The organism is Streptomyces sp. MK37H (assembly GCF_018035285.1).
GTDB lineage: Bacteria > Actinomycetota > Actinomycetes > Streptomycetales > Streptomycetaceae > Streptomyces > Streptomyces endocoffeicus.
This window is the reverse complement of sequence record NZ_JAAAYH010000184.1, coordinates 1-16,874: the sequence shown is the minus strand read 5'-3', so window position 1 is coordinate 16,874 and position 16,874 is coordinate 1. Positions and strand designations below refer to the sequence as shown.

Genomic DNA, 16,874 nt, shown 5'->3' with positions numbered 1-16,874 from the left:
CGGCGCGAACAGGCCGTACGGGCGGCCGTGGAGCAGCGGCTGCTGGGCCCGGACCAGCCCGTCGTGGGGCTGCTGGACGTGGCCGGGATCCGCTCCGCGGCCGCCGGGCTGCGCGCGGCCTTCGAGGAGGTCGTGGCGCCCGGCACCCCCATCCTGCACGCCTTCGCGGTCAAGGCCGCCGCGCTCGTCCCCGTCCTGCGGCTGCTGGCCGACGAGGGCCTGGGCTGCGAGGTGGCCAGCCCCGGCGAGCTGGCACTGGCCCGCGCGGCGGGGGTGACGCCCGACCGGATCGTCCTGGACTCCCCCGCCAAGACCCCCGCGGAGCTGCGCGAGGCCCTCGACCTGGGCATCGCCGTCAACGCCGACAACCCCCAGGAGCTGGACCGGCTCGACGCGCTGGTGGGGCACCGCGCGGCCCCGCCCGCGCCCCTGGGCCTGCGGGTCAACCCCCAGGTGGGCGGCGGCAGCATCGACGCGATGAGCACGGCCACCGCGACCTCCAAGTTCGGCGTGGCCCTCCAGGACCCGGGGGCGCGCGAGTGGGTCGTGCGCGCCTTCACCGAGCGCCCCTGGCTGACCCGGCTGCACGCACACGTCGGCTCCCAGGGCTGTCCGCTGAAGCTGATGGCTGCGGGCATACGGGCGGCCTACGAACTGACCGAGGAGATCAACGAGGCGGTCGGCCGGCGGCAGATCGACGCCCTCGACATCGGCGGCGGCCTCCCGGTGAACTTCACCTCCGACGAGGTCACCCCCGGCTACCGGGAGTACGCCCAGCTGCTGCGGGCCACCGTGCCGGGGCTCTTCGACGGGCGGTACAAGCTGGTGACCGAGTTCGGACGGTCCCTGCTCGCCAAGTCCGGCCTGGTGCTGGCGCGGGTCGAATACGCCAAGTCCGCGGGCGGCCGCCCGATCGCGGTCACCCACGCGGGCGCCCAGCTCGCCACCCGTACGGTCTTCGCCCCGGAGGCCTGGCCGCTGCGCGTCCTGGCCTACGACGCGGAGGGCCGCCCCAAGGCGGAGACGGGCGACGTCCCGGTCCCCCAGGACATCGCCGGTCCCTGCTGCTTCGCGGGCGACCTGGTCGCGCGCGACCGGGCCCTGCCGGAGCTGGCGGCGGGCGACCTGGTCGCCCTGCTGGACACCGGCGCGTACTACTTCTCCAACCACTTCGCGTACAACAGCCTGCCCCGCCCGGGGATCTACGGCTTCGACGCGACGAGCGCCGACGGCGATGTGCGCTTCGCGACGGTACGGGAGCCGCAGACGGTGGACGAGATCGTGGCCGAGAGCGGTGCGAAGCACGCGCTGGGCCTGAGCCGGTTGCGGTAGGGCGCGGGGCGCCCAGGCTGTCCCCAAGGTGTGCCCGGGCTGTGGGGCTCCGAGTCCGCCGTACAAGTGACGCTTTCGTCTGGGCTGGCGTTGATTGAGCATCGGGGCAGGTGGGGCGGGCGCGGGCCGCATCGCCGACCACCGGCCGGTGGGGGCGAAGCCCGGTGGCGGCCTCTGTGGCCCGGAGCCAAGGCCGTTGCCGGACTGCTGCCAAGCTGACGGGCCGGTGCCCGGCGGCGAGGCGCGTCACGCGTCGTGCCGGGTGGGGTACCCCTTCAAGAAAACACTTGACCTGGCGCAACTAATTTGTCAAACGTTTTCGAGAGGGGTACCCCAACCCCCCGGCAGTCCGGATCGGCGTGAAGCCCGGGCCGGACAGGCGCCGCCACCGGGCCCGCCCCCACGGGCGGGCCGCCGGCGACGGGCCCCGGCCAGGGCACCCCTGCCCCCATGCTCAAAGGCGCCGAAGGCGCGAGACGGCGCCGCACCAACCCACGCCGCGCAACCCCGCCGGGGCAACCCCCTCACAGGGGCGACCCCACCGGGGCAACCCCCTCAGAGGAGACCCTCAGCGCCCAGCCCCCGCCATCGCCCGGGACCGCCTCGCGCCACCCGGCCCCGCGTCACCGGCCACGATCCCCGTCGTCTGGTAGCCGTCCACCGCCTTGCCCGCCGGCCGCCCCCGGGAGACCCGCTCCGTGCGCACCCACAGCAGCGCGTCGTGCGCGCGCTCCCAGCGGCCCAGCCACAGCGCCTTGGCCCACAGCCCGGCGCCCAGCCCCGCCAGCAGCATCCCGCCCGCCGCCGGAACGGCGAAGGACGAGCCCATCGCGGCGAGGAAGGCCAGCAGCAGCCACCACCGCAGGGCGCGCCGCCGGGTCCGTACGGTCACCGCGCGGTCCTGGAGGAAGACCGCCTTGCCCGCGCGCGAGGCGTCGCGCGCCAGCTCCAGATACCGCTTCCGGCGCACTACGAACACCACGACCCCCGCGATCAGGAAGAGCGCCGCCCCGGCGAGCACGCCGATCCGGCGCCCGGTCAGCCCCGGCACCAGCGCCCCGATCCCCGCGGCCAGCACACCGGGCCACCACAGCCACCCCGCGGGAGCCCTCACGATCACCGCCACCCGTGCCAGCGCATACGCCCCGCGCCCCACGACCGACCTCCTCACCCTGGTGAATCCCGGAAGAATCCCTGTCGAATAGAGGAATCTAGCCAGGATGCCTGAGAATTCGGTGAGAGGGACGGGGGTTGGCACACAGAGCGGTCCGGAAGCCCGGCCGGAAGCCCGGCTCACTCCACGAACAGGCCCCGCTCCGCCGCCTTCGCGTCGAACTCCTCCAGCCGCGCCTGCGCGTCCGGCAGCGCGTCGCACATCGCCTCCAGCAGCACCCGCCCCAGCAGCATCGGCGCACACGCGGTGTCGAAGGCCAGGCCGGTGCCGACCGCGGCGGGCAGCAGCAGATCGCTGTGGCGGGCGACCGGGGCGAAGGCGCTGTCGGCGACGGTGACCACGGTCAGGCCCGCCTGCCGGGCGTACTCCAGACCCTCCACGACCTCGCGCGGATGCCGCGGCAGCGCGAAGCACAGCAGCGCCGTCGCGCCCGCCCGCTTCGCCGCGTCCACCCGGTCGTCGAGCATCGTGCCGCCCTCGTCGAGCAGCCGGACGTCCGGATGGACCTTGCGCGCGAAGTACGTGAAGCCGCTGGCCTGCGCGGAGGCGGCGCGCAGCCCGAGGACCGGCAGCGGACGGGAGGCGGCGAGCAGCCGCCCGGCGCGGACGACGGGGGCGGGGTCGGCCAGCAGCGCGGCGAGATGGCGCAGATTGTCGATCTCGGACTGCACGGCCTGCTGGTACTCGTTGTACGACCCCTCGTCCGCCTCCGGCTCGGCGGGCGCGACATCGCGCAGATGCTTGCGCAGCGCCGGATAGCCGTCGAACCCGAGGGCGACCGCGAAGCGGGTCACGGACGGCTGGCTGACGCCCGCGAGCTCGGCCAGCTCGACGCTGGAGAGGAACGGCGCGTCCGCGGCCCGCCGCACCATGCAGTGGGCGATCCGCCGCTGGGTCGGGGTCAGCCGGTGGCCCTCGAAGAGCGCCTGCAGCCGGGCGGCGGTCGAGGCACTGGAAGCGGCCAGGACGCCCGGCACCCCCGCCGACACCGCCGTGATGTCCTCGTCCACCTGCGTCACCCGCGCACCGCCCACCCCGTCGCTCACCTCGTGTTCCGTACTCATCACGTCCTCCTGACCCTCGTACCCTCGTCCCTCAGGCCCCCGCCAGCCGGTCGAGCAGCCGCGCGGCCACCGCCACATCCTCCGTCAACGGCCGGTCCTCCATCCGGGGATCGAGCACTTCCGACGCCAGGGCGAAGGCCACACCGACCGGGAGCTCCGGGTCCGGCTCAAGACCGCGCTGGCGCAACGCCCGTATGGCTGCCACGAGTTCACAGCCCAGCACCAGCCGGTAGTGGTCGGCCACCCGGAGCGTCTGGCGGGCGCCGAGCGAGGCGAAACTGGCTTGTTCCTCCACCCCGCGCGAGAGCACGGCGTGGCCCAGCGAGGCGGGGTGGGAGACCGCGCGCATCTCGCCGAGGGCCGCCCCCGCCGCGTATTCGAGGATCATCACGCCCGAGCTCGCGGGCGCGGCGTCACCGAGGAAGGGGCGCAGCCGGGTGAAATCGGGTTCGCTGAGCGCGGCGAGCCGGGCGGTGGAGAGCCGGGCGGTCTGCAGCGCGGCGAGCCGGAAGTGGTCCAGGGCGAGGGCGGTGTGCGCGGCGTAGAAGTTGCCGTGGTGGTAGGCGGCCTCGTCGGTGGAGCTGATCAGCGGGTTCTCGGCGGCCGCGTTGAACTCGACGGCCAGCACCCGCTCCAGCGCGTCCGCCGCGTCCAGCGCCGGTCCGTGGATCTGCGGCAGACAGCGGAAGCCGTACGGGTCCTGTATGCGGCCCAGCGGCGGGGTGGGCCGGGGCGGGGCGCCGAGCAGGGCGCGCATCCGGGCGGCGGCCGCGACGGAGCCGGGGTGCGGCCGGGAGGCGTGGACGGGTTCGGCGTACGCCTCGTACGAGCCGCCGACCGCGATCAGCGACAGCGCGGCCACGGCGAGCGAGGCGGACAGCAGCCGCCGCAGCTCGGCGAGGGCGAGCGCGGACTGGCCGAGGGTCAGGGCATTGCTGCTGATGAGCGCCAGGGCGTCGTTGCTGTCGAGCGTGATCGGGTCGGGGGCACGACGGCCCGGGGCGGCCTCGGTGAGGTCCCAGGGGTGCTCGCCGACGAGCGCGAGACCGGTCTGGGCGAGCGCGGCGAGGTCCCCGGTGCCGACCGCGCCGTATTCGTTGATCACCGGGTGGGCACCGCTGTCGAGACCCTCGACGAGCGCGGTGACGACGGCGGGGCGCAGCCCGGCGCCGCCCGCCAGCAGCTGATTGGCGCGGACGGCCATCATGGCGCGCACCTCGCGGCCGGGCAGCGGTGCGCCGATCGCGCCGGCGTGGCTGCGCAGCAGCCGCAGCCCGTGGTCGGAGTCGGCCGGACCGACGTCCTCGGTGCGGTTGGCGCCCACACCGGTGCTGCGCCCGTAGACGCGGCCGGTGGCCGCGAGCCGGTCCGCGGTCTCCCAGGCGCGCTCGGCCAGGGCGAGCGCGGTGGGATCGGGCGCGGCGGGCCGGCTGAGACGGTCGGCCAGACGCGCGACATCCACGACACGTAGGCTCCGGCCGTCCAGCGTGATCCGCGGGTCGGCGCCGCCGGTGCCGTCGGCCGCCGCGTGATCAGCATCCAGCATGTGAGACAACATCCAGGGCAACCCCTTTCGAACACGCCCTTTCTGGGCAAATTGCCCAGCAATCCGTCCACATCGCGAGCAGAAGTAACCGGCGATTAACGCAGACCTCTTGACTTCTATTCACTCGACTATGACTGTGCATGACTATATGCAGACAGGGCAAGGGGAAGCGGATGATCAGCTTCAAGGACGTCAGTAAGCACTACCCGAACGGCACCACAGCGGTGGATCGCCTCAGTCTCGAGCTCCCGGAAGGGGGCATCACCGTTCTTGTCGGCACCTCGGGCTGCGGCAAGACCACCACCCTCCGCATGGTCAACCGCATGGTCGAGCCGAGCAGCGGCACGGTGAGCGTGGGCGGGCGTGATGTCCTGCGAGCGGACGCCGCCGAGCTGCGGCGCGGGATCGGCTATGTGATCCAGCAGGCCGGGCTCTTCCCGCACCGCACGATCCTCGACAACATCGCCACCGTCCCGCTGCTGCTGGGCTGGGGCCGCCGCAAGGCGCGGGCGCGCGCCGCCGAGCTGCTGGAGCTGGTCGGGCTGCCCGCCGACTCCGGCAAGCGCTACCCGCACCAGCTCTCGGGCGGTCAGCAGCAGCGCGTCGGAGTGGCCCGCGCGCTGGCTGCCGATCCGCCGGTGCTGCTGATGGACGAGCCGTTCGGGGCGGTCGACCCGGTCGTACGGACCCAGCTCCAGAACGAGTTGCTGCGGCTCCAGAGCGAGCTGCGCAAGACGGTCGTCTTCGTCACCCACGACATCGACGAGGCGGTACGGCTCGGCGACCGCATCGCGATCTTCCGCACCGGCGGCCACCTCGTCCAGTGCGCACCCCCCGCCGAGCTGCTGGCGAGCCCCGCCGACGACTTCGTGGCGGGCTTCCTGGGCGCCGAGCGCGGGCTGAAGCTGCTCTCCCTGTCCACCCTCGCCGACGTGGAGCGGGAGCCCGTGCCCGCCGACGGGCAGCGCTGGCGGCTGGTCACCTCCGAGCGCGGTGAGCCGCTGGGCTGGCGCGACACCGAGGGGCCGGAGGGCGACCGGGCCCCGCTGCTGCCGGTGCGCCCGCTGCGGGACGGCGACTCGCTGCTCACCGCCCTGGACGAGTCGCTGGCCTCCCCCGCCGGTCTGGTGGCCCGCGTGGACGCCGACGGGGTGCTCACCGGGGTCACCGGGCGCGACGCGATCCATGAGTACGCGGGGCAGCGCCACGCGGAGGCGGGCCGTACGAACGCCTCCGCACGGACCGAGGACACCCCGGACCCCGACGCGAGCGTGACCGCATGACCGTCGACTGGGGCTGGTTCCCCGACCACGTGGACGACCTCACCACGCTCACCCTCGACCACCTCTCCACCGCCGTGCCGGCCGTCCTCTTCGGCCTGCTGATAGCGGTGCCGCTGGCGGTCATCGCACATCGCGTACGGCCGCTGCGCGGCGTCCTCCTCGGGCTGTCGAACGTCCTCTTCACCATCCCGTCCATCGCGATCTTCGTGCTGTTGCTGCCGATCACCGGCCTCACCCGCACCACCGCGATCACCGGCCTCACGATCTACACCCTGACCGTGCTGCTCCGGAACACCGTCGAGGGTCTGGACAGCGTCCCCGCCAAGGCGCGCGAGGCGTCCACCGCCATGGGCGCGCGCCCGCTGCGCACCCTGCTCACGGTCGAGCTGCCGCTCGCGTTCCCGGTGATCATGGCGGGTGTACGGGTCTCCACGGTCATGGCGATCTCCCTGGTCAGCGTGGCCAGCTACATCGGATACGGCGGCCTCGGCCAGCTGTTCACCGACGGCTTCCAGCGCAACTACCCCACCCCGGTCGTCGCCGGAGTCGTCCTGTCCCTGCTGCTCGCACTGGTCGCGGACGCCGTCCTGGTCGCCATCCAGTGGCTGTGCACCCCCTGGCTGAGGAGGCGTGCCTGACATGATCGAACTGCTCCAGAACCTCGGCCGCTGGCTGACCAGCGGCGCCCAGTGGTCCGGGCCCGACGGCATCGCGACCCGCCTCCTGGAACACCTCCAGTACTCGGTGCTGGCCACCCTCGTGGCCGCCCTCCTCGCCCTCCCCGTCGGGCTGCTCATCGGCCACACCGGGCGGGGCGCCTTCCTCGCCATCAACCTCTCCGGCTTCGGCCGCGCGCTGCCCACCGTCGGCCTGGTGACCCTGGTCTTCCTGGCCAGCGGGCTGAGCATGTGGCCGGTCTACATCTCGCTGGTCGCTCTCGCGGTCCCGGTCATCGTCACCAACACATACGCGGGCATGGCCGCCGTCGACCCCGAGGTCAGGGACGCGGCCCGCGGCCAGGGCATGCGCTGGCACCAGGTCCTCTTCCAGGTCGAACTGCCCCTGGCCCTGCCCCTGATCATGACCGGGCTGCGGCTGGCCTGCACCCAGGTCGTCGCCACCGCCACCATCGCCGCGTACGTCAGCTTCGGCGGCCTCGGCCGCTATGTCTTCGACGGGCTCGCCCAGCGCGACCTGGTGCAGGTGCTGGGCGGGGCGGTGCTGGTCGCCGTCCTCGCCATCCTGCTCGACCTGGCCCTGGCGGGAGTGCAGCGCCTGCTCTTCCGCAACCGCCCCCGCCCCTCCCACGCGCACTGACGACTGCCCCAAGGAGACCCGACCCATGAACCGCAGGAAACTGCTCGGCGGCCTGCTCGCCGGCGCCTCCGTGCCCACCCTCGCCGCGTGCAGCGGCGGCGTCACCTCGCTCAAGGGCGACGACGCCGGCGGCGGGGGCGGCGGCAGCAGCGCGGGCGGCCTCGTCATCGGCACCGCCAACTTCACCGAGAACCAGCTCCTCGGCTACCTCTACGCCGAGGCCCTGAGCGGCGCGGGCATCAAGACGAGCGTCCGCCCCAACCTCGGCTCCCGCGAAATCGTCATCCCCGCCCTCCGCCAGGGCGACATCGACCTGCTCCCCGAGTACCAGGGCAACTTGCTCCTCCACTTCGACGACAAGGCCCCCCAGACCCAGGCGGGCGACCTCCAGAACGCCCTCACCGTCGCCCTCCCCTCCGGCCTCGAAGCCCTCTCGTACGCGGCCGCCGAGGACAAGGACGTCTTCTGCGTCACCCGCGAAACCGCCGACAAGTACGGCCTGCGCAGCTTCTCCGACCTCAAGAAGCAGAACGGCAAGCTCGTCTTCGGCGGCCCCGCGGAGGACAAGAACCGCGTCGTCGGCCTGGCCGGCCTCAAGAACCGTTACGGCGTCAGCTTCAAGGAGTTCAAGGCCCTTGACGCCTCCGGCCCCCTGGTCAAGGGCGCCCTGAAGAAGGGCGACGTCGACGTCGCCAACCTCTTCTCCACCGACCCCGACATCGAGGGCAACGGCTGGGTGATCCTCGCCGACCCCAAGGCCCTCATCCCCGCCCAGCACATCGTCCCCGTCGTCCGCAGCGCCAAGGCCGACACCAAGGTCCGCAAGGCCCTGGCCAAGCTCGGCGTCGCCCTGACCACCCATGAGCTGGCCAAGCTGAACAAGCTGGTCGACAAGGAGAAGAAGGACCCGGACGAGGTGGCCGCCGACTGGGCAGCCGACCACGGCCTCACCAAGGAGTAGCGGCGTATGTCCACATCCTTGGTCGAGCGGCGCTCGATCGACGTCGTCCCGGACGCGGAGCGCCATGGCACCGCCTTCAGCCAGTTCACCCTGTGGCTCGGCGCCAACCTCCAGATCACCGCCGTCGTGACCGGCGCCCTGGCCGTCGTCTTCGGCGCCGCCGCCTTCTGGGCGATCACCGCCCTGCTGATCGGCAACCTGCTCGGGGGAGCCGTCATGGCGCTCCACTCCGCCCAGGGACCGCGGCTCGGCCTGCCCCAGATGATCTCCTCCCGGGCCCAGTTCGGGGTCCGGGGCGCGATCGTCCCGCTGCTGCTGGTCATCGTCATGTACGTGGGCTTCTTCGCCAGCGGCAGCGTGCTGGCGGGGCAGGCGGTCGGCGAGCTCACCCATCTCGGCGACACCACCGGGATCGTCCTCTTCGCCCTCGTCACCGCCGTGGCGGCGGCCGTCGGCTACCGCCTGATCCACACCCTCGGCCGGATCGCGGGCGTCGTCTGCGCCCTGGCCTTCGTCTATCTGGGCATCCGGCTGCTGGACCGCACCGACCTGACCACCCTCCTCCACGACCGGACCTTCGACTTCCCGCTCTTCCTCCTCGCGGTGTCGCTGTCCGCCTCCTGGCAGCTCGCCTTCGGCCCGTACGTCGCCGACTACTCCCGCTATCTGCCACGCGCCACCTCCGCGAAGGCCACCTTCTCCTGGACCCTCGCCGGCACCGTCCTCGGCTCCCAGTGGTCCATGACCTTCGGCGCCCTCGCGGCCGCCGCGGCCGGCCACGCCTTCGTCGGCCACGAGGTCTCGTACATCGTCGGCCTCGGCGGCGGCGCGGCCCTGATCACCTCACTGCTCTACTTCGTGATCGCCCTCGGCAAGCTGACGATCAACGTCCTCAACACCTACGGCGGCTTCATGTCGATGGTGACCAGCGTCAGCGGCTTCCGCGGCCGCGCCACCCTCTCCCCACGCGGCCGGGCCGCCTACATCGCCGGGATCATGGTCGCGGGCACGGCGGTCGCACTGCTCGGCAAGGACAGCTTCCTGTCCTCCTTCAAGGACTTCCTGCTGTTCCTGCTGACCTTCTTCACCCCGTGGAGCGCGATCAACCTCGTCGACTACTACGCCATCGCCAAGGAGCGCTACGACATCCCCGCCCTCAGCGACCCGAACGGCCGCTACGGCGCCTGGCGCTGGAAGGCGCTGTCCACCTACGCCCTCGGCGTCATCGCCCAACTCCCCTTCCTGTCCACCACCTTCTACACCGGCCCCTTCGTCGCCCCACTGGGCGGCGCGGACATCTCCTGGCTCGTCGGCCTGGCCGTCCCCGCCGCGGTCTACTGGCTCCTGGCCCACCGCGACACCGCCCATGTCCCGAACCGCATGATCCTCACCCCGGAGCCCCCACCGGGCCGCCCGTACGTCACCGAGTCCGGGTGAGCGGGCCCCACAAGGGCGTTCCCTATCGTGCGAGGGCGGCGGAGACGCGTTCGCGCAGTGCGACCGCCCGGGGGTCGTCGTACGAGGCGAGCGCCCTCAGCGCCTCGGCCCAGTGCCCCCGCGCCTCCTCGGCCCCGTCCGCCCTGTCCGCCCCGTCCGCCTCGTCGGCCTCGTCGGCCTCACGCAGCGCACCGGCGAGGCCGTCGAGGGAGAGCGCCGTGTGCCACAGATCGTCCAACTCGCGGTGGGCCGCCGCGGCGCGACGGTAGAAATCGGCCGCCTCGCCGGGCCGCCCGAGCCGCCGGTACGTCTCTGCCGCGCCGTCCCACGCCCGGGCCTCCCGCGCCCGGTCGCCGAGGCGTCGCTGGAGGGAGGCGGCCCGCTGGAACGAGACCAGGGCGGCGTCGAACGCGCCGTTGGCCAGCTGCGCCCGGCCCAGCTCCAGCAGCCAGTACCCCTCCCACATGTGGTTGCGGTGGGTGAGGGCGATATCCAGCGCGCCCTGCGCGGACCGCAGTGCCTCCTCCGGCTGCCCACGGTCCCGCTGAATGGCGCTCAGAATGCGCAACGCGTTGCCCTCACCACCCTGGTTGCCCAGCTCGCGGTGCGTCTCCAGGGCCCGCAGCACAAAGCCGGACGCCTCCTCCGGCCGGGCCAGCTCGTACGTCACCTCGGCGAGATTCGCCAGCACGACGGCCTCCCACTGGGCGGCGCCCAACTCCCGGAACAGCGCCGCCGCCTGCTCGAAGTGGTCCTTCGCCGACTCCAGCCGACGCCCCCGCAAGTGGATCAGCCCGATGTCGTTGAGCGACAGCGCCTCCCCGAGCCGGTCGCCGATCTCCCGGCGGGCGGCCAGGGCGCCCTGGTGGTACTCGGCACCCTCGGCGAGGCGATGGGACTGTGTACAGGCCATTCCGAGGCTCTCCAGAAGCTCGGCCTCCGCGGTGCGGTCGCCCAGCCTGCGGGCGGCGTGCAGTCCGACGCGGCCCATGGCGAGCCATTCCTCGAACGGGTTCAGGAGCATGTGCACGCTCCGCAGCACCGCGGGAAGCTGCCAGGCGATCACATCGAGACCGGCCTCCTCGGCCGCGCGGGTCGCGGCCAGCAGATTGCCGCGCTCCGTCTCGTACCACCGCATGGCCTCGTCGTAGTCCGCGAAGGACGCGGGGGCGAGGCCGTCGCCCGGCGGATCGAGCGGGATATGGGCCTCCTGCGGGTTGATCCAGGTCTGGGCCGCGTCCGCGGAGTGCAGGTACCAGACCAGCACCCGACGCAGCGCCGCCCCGCGTTCCTCCGTGGACTCCTCGTGCCGCGCCTGATCGGCCGCGTAGGCGCGCAGCAGGTCGTGGAACTCGTAGCGGTCGGGCCCGGGAACGGCCGACGGTTCCCCGTTCACCGGGCCGTTCCGCCGGTGCACCGGTCGGACGCCGCACCTGGCCCTGCCGCACAGCGTAAGCATTGGCACGGTGGCCACGCCGAGGTGAGCAGGGGAGCCAGCGGGTCGCTGCTGATGACCACCACCTCGGCGCCCCATGTCCGGCCACTGTCACGGGACACGCGAATGCTCATGAGCCGCTGTCCTTCTGTTGCCCTGCCCATCACGATCCGCCTCTTCTATCGCGTTTGACCGTGATGGTGCCGTCGGCGCCCAGGCCATCGCGACGACAGAGAAGGCGCTGTTCGGGCGTCCCTCAAAAGGCGTCATTTAGGTGTCATTGACGGGTATCCGGGGCTAGCGTGGACGTCATGACGACTGAAGTGCACGTACCGAACGACGCGCTGCGGGCCGTGCGGATCGGCCTGCGGATGAGCCAGGACGACCTGGCGAAGGCGCTCCGCCGGGCCGGTGTGGAATCAGGCGAGCCGAACGAGGCCAGCAAACGGCTGGTCCAACGCTGGGAATCCGGTATCAGCAGGTCGCCGAGGCCGGTTTACATCCGCGCACTGGAGAAGGTAACGGGGGTGCCGGCCGAGTCGTTGGGCTTCGCCCCGCAGGTGCCCATGGCGAGAGTCCAGGGCGATGGGGCAGGCGGCCATGACATGGCACCGAGCACGGAGGGCATCACCGGCATCGCCCCCGCGTCCGCCGACACCCGGGCGGGCGGGCACACGGCGGGAGACAACTACAACGGCGTTTGGCTTTCCCGGTACGAGTACTACTCGTCAGGCCGTGACGACGTCTATGAAGGCAGGCATTACGTGGTGCTCGTCCAGCACGGCAACCGCCTGACGGGGCGGTCGCTGAACGGGGCGTCCACGAACCCTGATTCCCCCCTCTCCCTGGACCTCACCGTTGACCGCAGCGTGATCACCGGCACCTGGACCGAGCAGACGGCCACGGATGGCTACTACCAGGGAGCGTGCTACCACGGCGCGATTCAGCTGCTCGTGGAGCCGACCAGCCGCCGCATGGTCGGCAAGTGGGTCGGGTTCGGCAAGGACTTCGACGTCAACACCGGACCGTGGGAACTGCGCCTGATGGACACCTCGACGTCGAAGGCGACCCTGGAGCGGTACGGCGTCCCGCCGGAGTGACCGGCGGGACGCGGGGGTCGTCAAGCCCGGGCGTCGGGTATGTCCGGCTTCGCCGCGCTCAACGTGCTGCCCGGGATGACGACGAGGCGCTCGTCAGGGGCGATGCTGGCGTCGTCGGGGAGTTTCGCCCGGTAGGTGTCGGTGAGGTCGCGGCCGATGACCGCGATGTCACCGTTGTCGAGCTGCCAGATGTCGGGACATCCGTCACGTCCACCGGTGGTTCCGAGCTCGCGCGCCGACTTTCCCAATCGGCGCGCGAACGAGGCGGACGGGTCGGCTTCCCACGCGCGGGCCATTCGGTCTCCCTTCGTCGGTCCGTGGCCACTGAAGGTAGGTACCGGCGTCTCTCATGGCAATGGCGCGGGAAGCCCGAGGACGGGATCAAGCCGAGATCAGGCCGGGGGCAGGAGCTTCTTCTGGGGCTTGCCCATGGCGTTGCGGGGCAGGGCCTCCAGGAAGCGCACCTTGCGGGGGCGCTTGTGGACGGAGAGCTGGGAGGCGACGAAGTCGATCAGCTCCCGCTCGCCGATGCCGTCGGCCACGACATACGCGACGATCTCCTGGCCCAGGTCCTCGTGCGGGGCGCCGACGACGGCCGCCTCGCGGACGGCCGGGTGGTCCAGCAGGGCGTTCTCGACCTCGCCCGCGCCGATGCGGTAGCCGCCGGACTTGATCATGTCGGTGGAGGCGCGGCCCACGATGCGGTGGAAGCCGTCCGGCTCGATGGCGGCGATGTCGCCCGTGCGGAACCAGCCGTCCTCGGTGTACGAACCGGCCGTGGCCTCGGGCCGGTTGAGGTAGCCGTCGAAGAGGGTCGGGCCGGTCAGCTGGAGCTCACCGATCTCGGCGCCCTCCTCGGCGGCGATCCGGGTGCGGATGCCCGACAGCGGGGTGCCGACATAGCCGGGGCGGCGCTCGCCGTCGGCGCGGGTGCTGATGGTGATGAGGGTCTCGGTCATGCCGTAGCGCTCGATGGGGCGCTGGCCGGTGAGCCGCTCCAGCTCGCGGAAGACGGGGGCGGGGAGCGGGGCGCTGCCGGAGACCAGCAGCCGGGCGGAGGCCAGGGCGCGGGCGGAGTCCGGGTCCTGGACGACGCGGTTCCAGACGGTGGGGACGCCGAAGTAGAGGCTGCCGTCCGCCGCCGCGTACGCCGCCGGGGTCGGCTTGCCGGTGTGGACGAGGCGGCTGCCCGTCCGCAGCGCGCCCAGGACGCCCAGCACCAGGCCGTGCACGTGGAACAGCGGCAGCCCGTGGACCAGGGTGTCCTCCGCGGTCCAGGCCCAGGCCGCGGCGAGCCCGTCCAGGTCGGCGGCCACCGCCCGCCGGGAGATCAGCGCGCCCTTGGGCGCCCCCGTGGTGCCCGAGGTGTAGAGGATGAACGCCGTGGACTCCGGGTCCGGCTCCGCCTTCGTCCACGCCGCGCGCTCGGTCGGGTCCACCGGGACGGTCTCGACCGGGGCGTCCACGGCCTCCCCGGTGAGCAGCAGGGTGGCGCCCGAGTCCCGCAGTATGTGGTCGCGTTCGGCCGGGCCGGAGTCCGGCGGTACGGGCACCACCGGCACCCCGGCCAGCAGCGCGCCGACCACCGCGACCACCGTCTCCGGGGTCGCGGTCGCCCGGACCGCGACGACCGGCGCACCGGCGATACGAGCCGCCACCGCGCCCGCGGCACCGAGCAGTTCCTCGCGCGAGAGCGCGCGGCCGCCGACGCTCAGCGCGTCGGGGCGGTCGGCGCCTGGCGCGGCGAGGGACGTGAGGAGAGGTGCGGTCACGGAATTGACTCCTTCCACAGCGGGACGGGGTGGTGCTTCTCAGACCCGCGCGTCTTCCGGGGGCTGGTTTCAGGCGGCTGGTTTCACTGGTTTCGGGGGCTAGCCCTACCGACAAAGCGTCCCCGTGACCGTACCGTCCTTAAGCATGGACGCCCGTGACCCGGATCTGAAACCGGATCTGAAAAAGGAACTCGACGCGGCCCTGCAGACCCGTAAGGAGCTGGGTGCGGAGTACGAGTCGGAGCTGGTCGACTCCTTCATGGAGAAGGTCGAGCAGCGCTTCAACGATACGGCGGACCGCCATGTCCGCCGCCAGCTCGCCGAACAGCAGATGGCGACGGCCCGCGGCAGCCGCCCGTACGCCACCGGCGCGCCCGCGGACCAGGCCCACGGCCTGGGCGTCGGCGAGCGCTTCGCCTTCGTCGGGGTCTCCCTGGTGCTGGCCATCCCCCTGTCGGCCATCGGCGTCGTGAACGAGGGCCTGCCGGGCCTGCTGATCACCTGGGCCGGAATCTTCGGCGTCAACGCCGTCCACGCCATGGGGGCCTTCTCCTGGCTCCGCCGAGGCGGTAGGCAGGAGGAGAGCAGGGACTAGAAAAGTCTGCGCGGGGACCGCCGCACCCCGGTGGCAAGCCACCGAGGGCGGGACGACGGCGGTCCCCGCGGGGACGCGGGCCGGGTCAGGGCCGGAATCCCGCGTCCAGGCGACCATGGAGGTCCGGGAGCCGCTCCGGAGGTCCTGTCGCCTCATCTCGGGTGTCGGTGTCGTCCTTCCGACGCCCACTAATCTGCCGGAGCTGTGTTAACCCTGTGCTGCGGGCGCGTGACACGTTCGTACCACTTGCCCGGAGGGCAGTTGGGGTCCTTACGGGCCCTCACTTCGGGCCGCCTGCCAGGTACGCCAGCAGGTCCTGCCGACTCACCACGCCCTTGGGCTTGCCCTCCACCAGCACGATCGCCGCGTCCGCCGCGCCCAGCACCGCCATCAGGTCCTCGACCGGCTCACCGGAGCCGACATGCGGCAGCGGCGGGCTCATGTGCTTCTCCAGCGGGTCGGTCAGCTCCGCGCGCTTCGCGAACAGGGCGTCCAGCAGTTCGCGTTCCACCACCGAGCCGATGACCTCGGCGGCCATCACATCGGGGTGCCCGGCGCCCGGCTTGACGATCGGCATCTGCGAGACGCCGTACTCCCGCAGCACGTCGATGGCCTCGCCCACCGTCTCGTCCGGGTGCATATGGACCAGCGAGGGCAGTCCGCCCTCCTTGCCCTGGAGCACATCGCCGACCCGCACCGAGGGGCCGTCCTCCTCGAGGAAGCCGTAGTCGGCCATCCACTCATCGTTGAAGATCTTGGAGAGATAGCCGCGGCCGCTGTCGGGCAGCAGGACGACCACCACATCGTCCGGGCCGAGCCGCTCGGCGATCTTCAGCGCGCCCACGACCGCCATCCCGCAGGAGCCGCCGACCAGCAGCCCCTCCTCCTTGGCCAGCCGCCGCGTCATCTGGAAGGCGTCCTTGTCGGAGACGGCGACGATCTCGTCCGCGACGGTCTGGTCGTACGCGGTCGGCCAGAAGTCCTCACCGACGCCCTCGATCAGATACGGGCGGCCGGAACCGCCGGAGTAGACCGAGCCCTCGGGGTCGGCGCCGATCACCTGGACCCGGCCCTCGCTGGCCTCCTTCAGATAGCGGCCGGTGCCGGAGATCGTGCCGCCGGTGCCGACGCCCGCCACGAAGTGGGTGATCTTGCCTTCGGTCTGCTCCCACAGCTCGGGGCCGGTGGTCTCGTAGTGGGAGAGCGGGTTGTTCGGGTTGCTGTACTGGTCGGGCTTCCAGGCGCCCGGTGTCTCGCGGACCAGCCGGTCGGAGACGTTGTAGTACGAGTCGGGGTGCTCGGGGTCCACCGCGGTGGGGCAGACCACGACCTCGGCGCCGTAGGCCCGCAGCACGTTGATCTTGTCCGTGGACACCTTGTCCGGGCAGACGAAGACGCACTTGTAGCCCTTGCGCTGGGCGACCATGGCGAGGCCCACACCGGTGTTGCCGGAGGTCGGCTCCACGATGGTGCCGCCCGGCTTCAGCTCCCCGGAGCGCTCGGCGGCCTCTATCATCCGGACCGCGATCCGGTCCTTCACCGAGCCGCCGGGGTTGAAGTATTCGACCTTGGCCAGGACGGTCGCCCGGATGCCTTCGGTCACGGTGTTGAGCTTCACCAGCGGGGTGTTGCCGACCAGCTCAATCATCGATTCGTAGTACTGCACACCTGCTCCTGGTCCGGTTCCGCGGGATCTCCGCGTCGGGGCGGCCGCCGTCGGGGGGCCGTGCTGTCAGCTTATTGCGCGCTGCCGCCCTCCGACCCGGCGCGTTGGGACGAAGCCTGCACGGGGCAACAAGTTGTTAGCAAGGCGTACAAAGGAGAAAGAAACGCGTGCGCGTGCGGACGGAGGTGGCCT

Annotated in this window: 15 protein-coding genes; 8 read left to right on the top strand and 7 right to left on the bottom strand. The window is 72.1% G+C overall.

The features are described from left to right. Window positions 1–1,332, top strand: a 1,332-nt coding sequence (locus tag GWI24_RS24355; RefSeq protein WP_247616819.1) for a diaminopimelate decarboxylase, incomplete at its 5' end; no start/stop codon positions are given. A 568-nt stretch (window positions 1,333–1,900) separates the two neighbouring features. On the opposite strand, the gene GWI24_RS24350 is transcribed toward GWI24_RS24355, so the two are convergent. From GWI24_RS24350 to GWI24_RS24340, 3 genes are all read right to left on the bottom strand, one after another. Beyond that, entirely contained in the window at window positions 1,901–2,488 is a 588-nt protein-coding gene (locus GWI24_RS24350) for a hypothetical protein (RefSeq protein WP_210948039.1), read from the bottom strand. 137 nt (window positions 2,489–2,625) lie between these two features. Continuing rightward, the gene (locus GWI24_RS24345) at window positions 2,626–3,570 is read right to left on the bottom strand and encodes a MurR/RpiR family transcriptional regulator (RefSeq protein ID WP_247616818.1); all 945 of its coding nucleotides are present in this window, start codon (window positions 3,568–3,570) and stop codon (window positions 2,626–2,628) included. Window positions 3,571–3,601: 31 nt separating this feature from the next. Beyond that, entirely contained in the window at window positions 3,602–5,128 is a 1,527-nt protein-coding gene (locus tag GWI24_RS24340) for an aromatic amino acid ammonia-lyase (RefSeq protein WP_374103336.1), read from the bottom strand. A gap of 161 nt (window positions 5,129–5,289) precedes the next feature. On the opposite strand from GWI24_RS24340, the gene GWI24_RS24335 reads away from it, so the two are divergent. From GWI24_RS24335 to GWI24_RS24315, 5 genes are read left to right on the top strand one after another with little or no spacing between them, the layout of a single operon-like run. Beyond that, the gene (locus GWI24_RS24335; RefSeq protein ID WP_210948042.1) at window positions 5,290–6,399 is read left to right on the top strand and encodes an ABC transporter ATP-binding protein; all 1,110 of its coding nucleotides are present in this window, start codon (window positions 5,290–5,292) and stop codon (window positions 6,397–6,399) included. Continuing rightward, window positions 6,396–7,037 carry an ABC transporter permease gene (locus GWI24_RS24330; protein WP_210948037.1) on the top strand — a complete coding sequence of 214 codons (642 nt, stop codon included), beginning with the start codon at window positions 6,396–6,398 and terminating at the stop codon, window positions 7,035–7,037. The genes GWI24_RS24335 and GWI24_RS24330 overlap by 4 nt, the downstream gene beginning before the upstream one ends. Before the next feature lies 1 nt (window position 7,038). Next, window positions 7,039–7,716, top strand: a complete 678-nt coding sequence (locus GWI24_RS24325; RefSeq protein ID WP_210948041.1) for an ABC transporter permease — start codon at window positions 7,039–7,041, stop codon at window positions 7,714–7,716. A gap of 25 nt (window positions 7,717–7,741) precedes the next feature. Beyond that, window positions 7,742–8,677, top strand: a complete 936-nt coding sequence (locus GWI24_RS24320; RefSeq protein WP_210948036.1) for an ABC transporter substrate-binding protein — start codon at window positions 7,742–7,744, stop codon at window positions 8,675–8,677. A gap of 6 nt (window positions 8,678–8,683) precedes the next feature. Beyond that, a complete protein-coding gene (locus tag GWI24_RS24315; RefSeq protein ID WP_210948035.1) occupies window positions 8,684–10,114 on the top strand; it encodes a cytosine permease in 1,431 nt (476 codons plus the stop codon). Between the two features lie 22 nt (window positions 10,115–10,136). Here the strand turns inward: GWI24_RS24315 and GWI24_RS24310 are convergent, their stop codons facing one another. Then, window positions 10,137–11,510: a tetratricopeptide repeat protein gene (locus tag GWI24_RS24310; RefSeq protein ID WP_308343984.1), complete on the bottom strand. Its 1,374-nt coding sequence runs from the start codon at window positions 11,508–11,510 to the stop codon at window positions 10,137–10,139. A 350-nt stretch (window positions 11,511–11,860) separates the two neighbouring features. On the opposite strand from GWI24_RS24310, the gene GWI24_RS24305 reads away from it, so the two are divergent. Continuing rightward, window positions 11,861–12,649, top strand: coding sequence for a DNA-binding transcriptional regulator (locus GWI24_RS24305; RefSeq protein ID WP_210948034.1), 789 nt, complete (start codon window positions 11,861–11,863; stop codon window positions 12,647–12,649). A gap of 20 nt (window positions 12,650–12,669) precedes the next feature. On the opposite strand, the gene GWI24_RS24300 is transcribed toward GWI24_RS24305, so the two are convergent. Together GWI24_RS24300 and GWI24_RS24295 are read right to left on the bottom strand one after the other, a co-directional pair. Next, a complete protein-coding gene (locus GWI24_RS24300; protein ID WP_210948033.1) occupies window positions 12,670–12,945 on the bottom strand; it encodes a hypothetical protein in 276 nt (91 codons plus the stop codon). Between the two features lie 96 nt (window positions 12,946–13,041). Further along, on the bottom strand, window positions 13,042–14,421 hold the full coding sequence (locus tag GWI24_RS24295; protein WP_210948032.1) for an acyl-CoA synthetase: 1,380 nt from the start codon (window positions 14,419–14,421) through the stop codon (window positions 13,042–13,044). Between the two features lie 145 nt (window positions 14,422–14,566). Between GWI24_RS24295 and GWI24_RS24290 the strand changes: the two genes are divergently transcribed. Next, window positions 14,567–15,016 carry a hypothetical protein gene (locus tag GWI24_RS24290; protein WP_210948031.1) on the top strand — a complete coding sequence of 150 codons (450 nt, stop codon included), beginning with the start codon at window positions 14,567–14,569 and terminating at the stop codon, window positions 15,014–15,016. Between the two features lie 280 nt (window positions 15,017–15,296). On the opposite strand, the gene GWI24_RS24285 is transcribed toward GWI24_RS24290, so the two are convergent. Next, window positions 15,297–16,682 (bottom strand): cystathionine beta-synthase, encoded by a 1,386-nt coding sequence (locus GWI24_RS24285; RefSeq protein WP_210948030.1) that lies wholly within the window; start codon window positions 16,680–16,682, stop codon window positions 15,297–15,299. Between the last annotated feature and the right edge of the window lie 192 nt (window positions 16,683–16,874).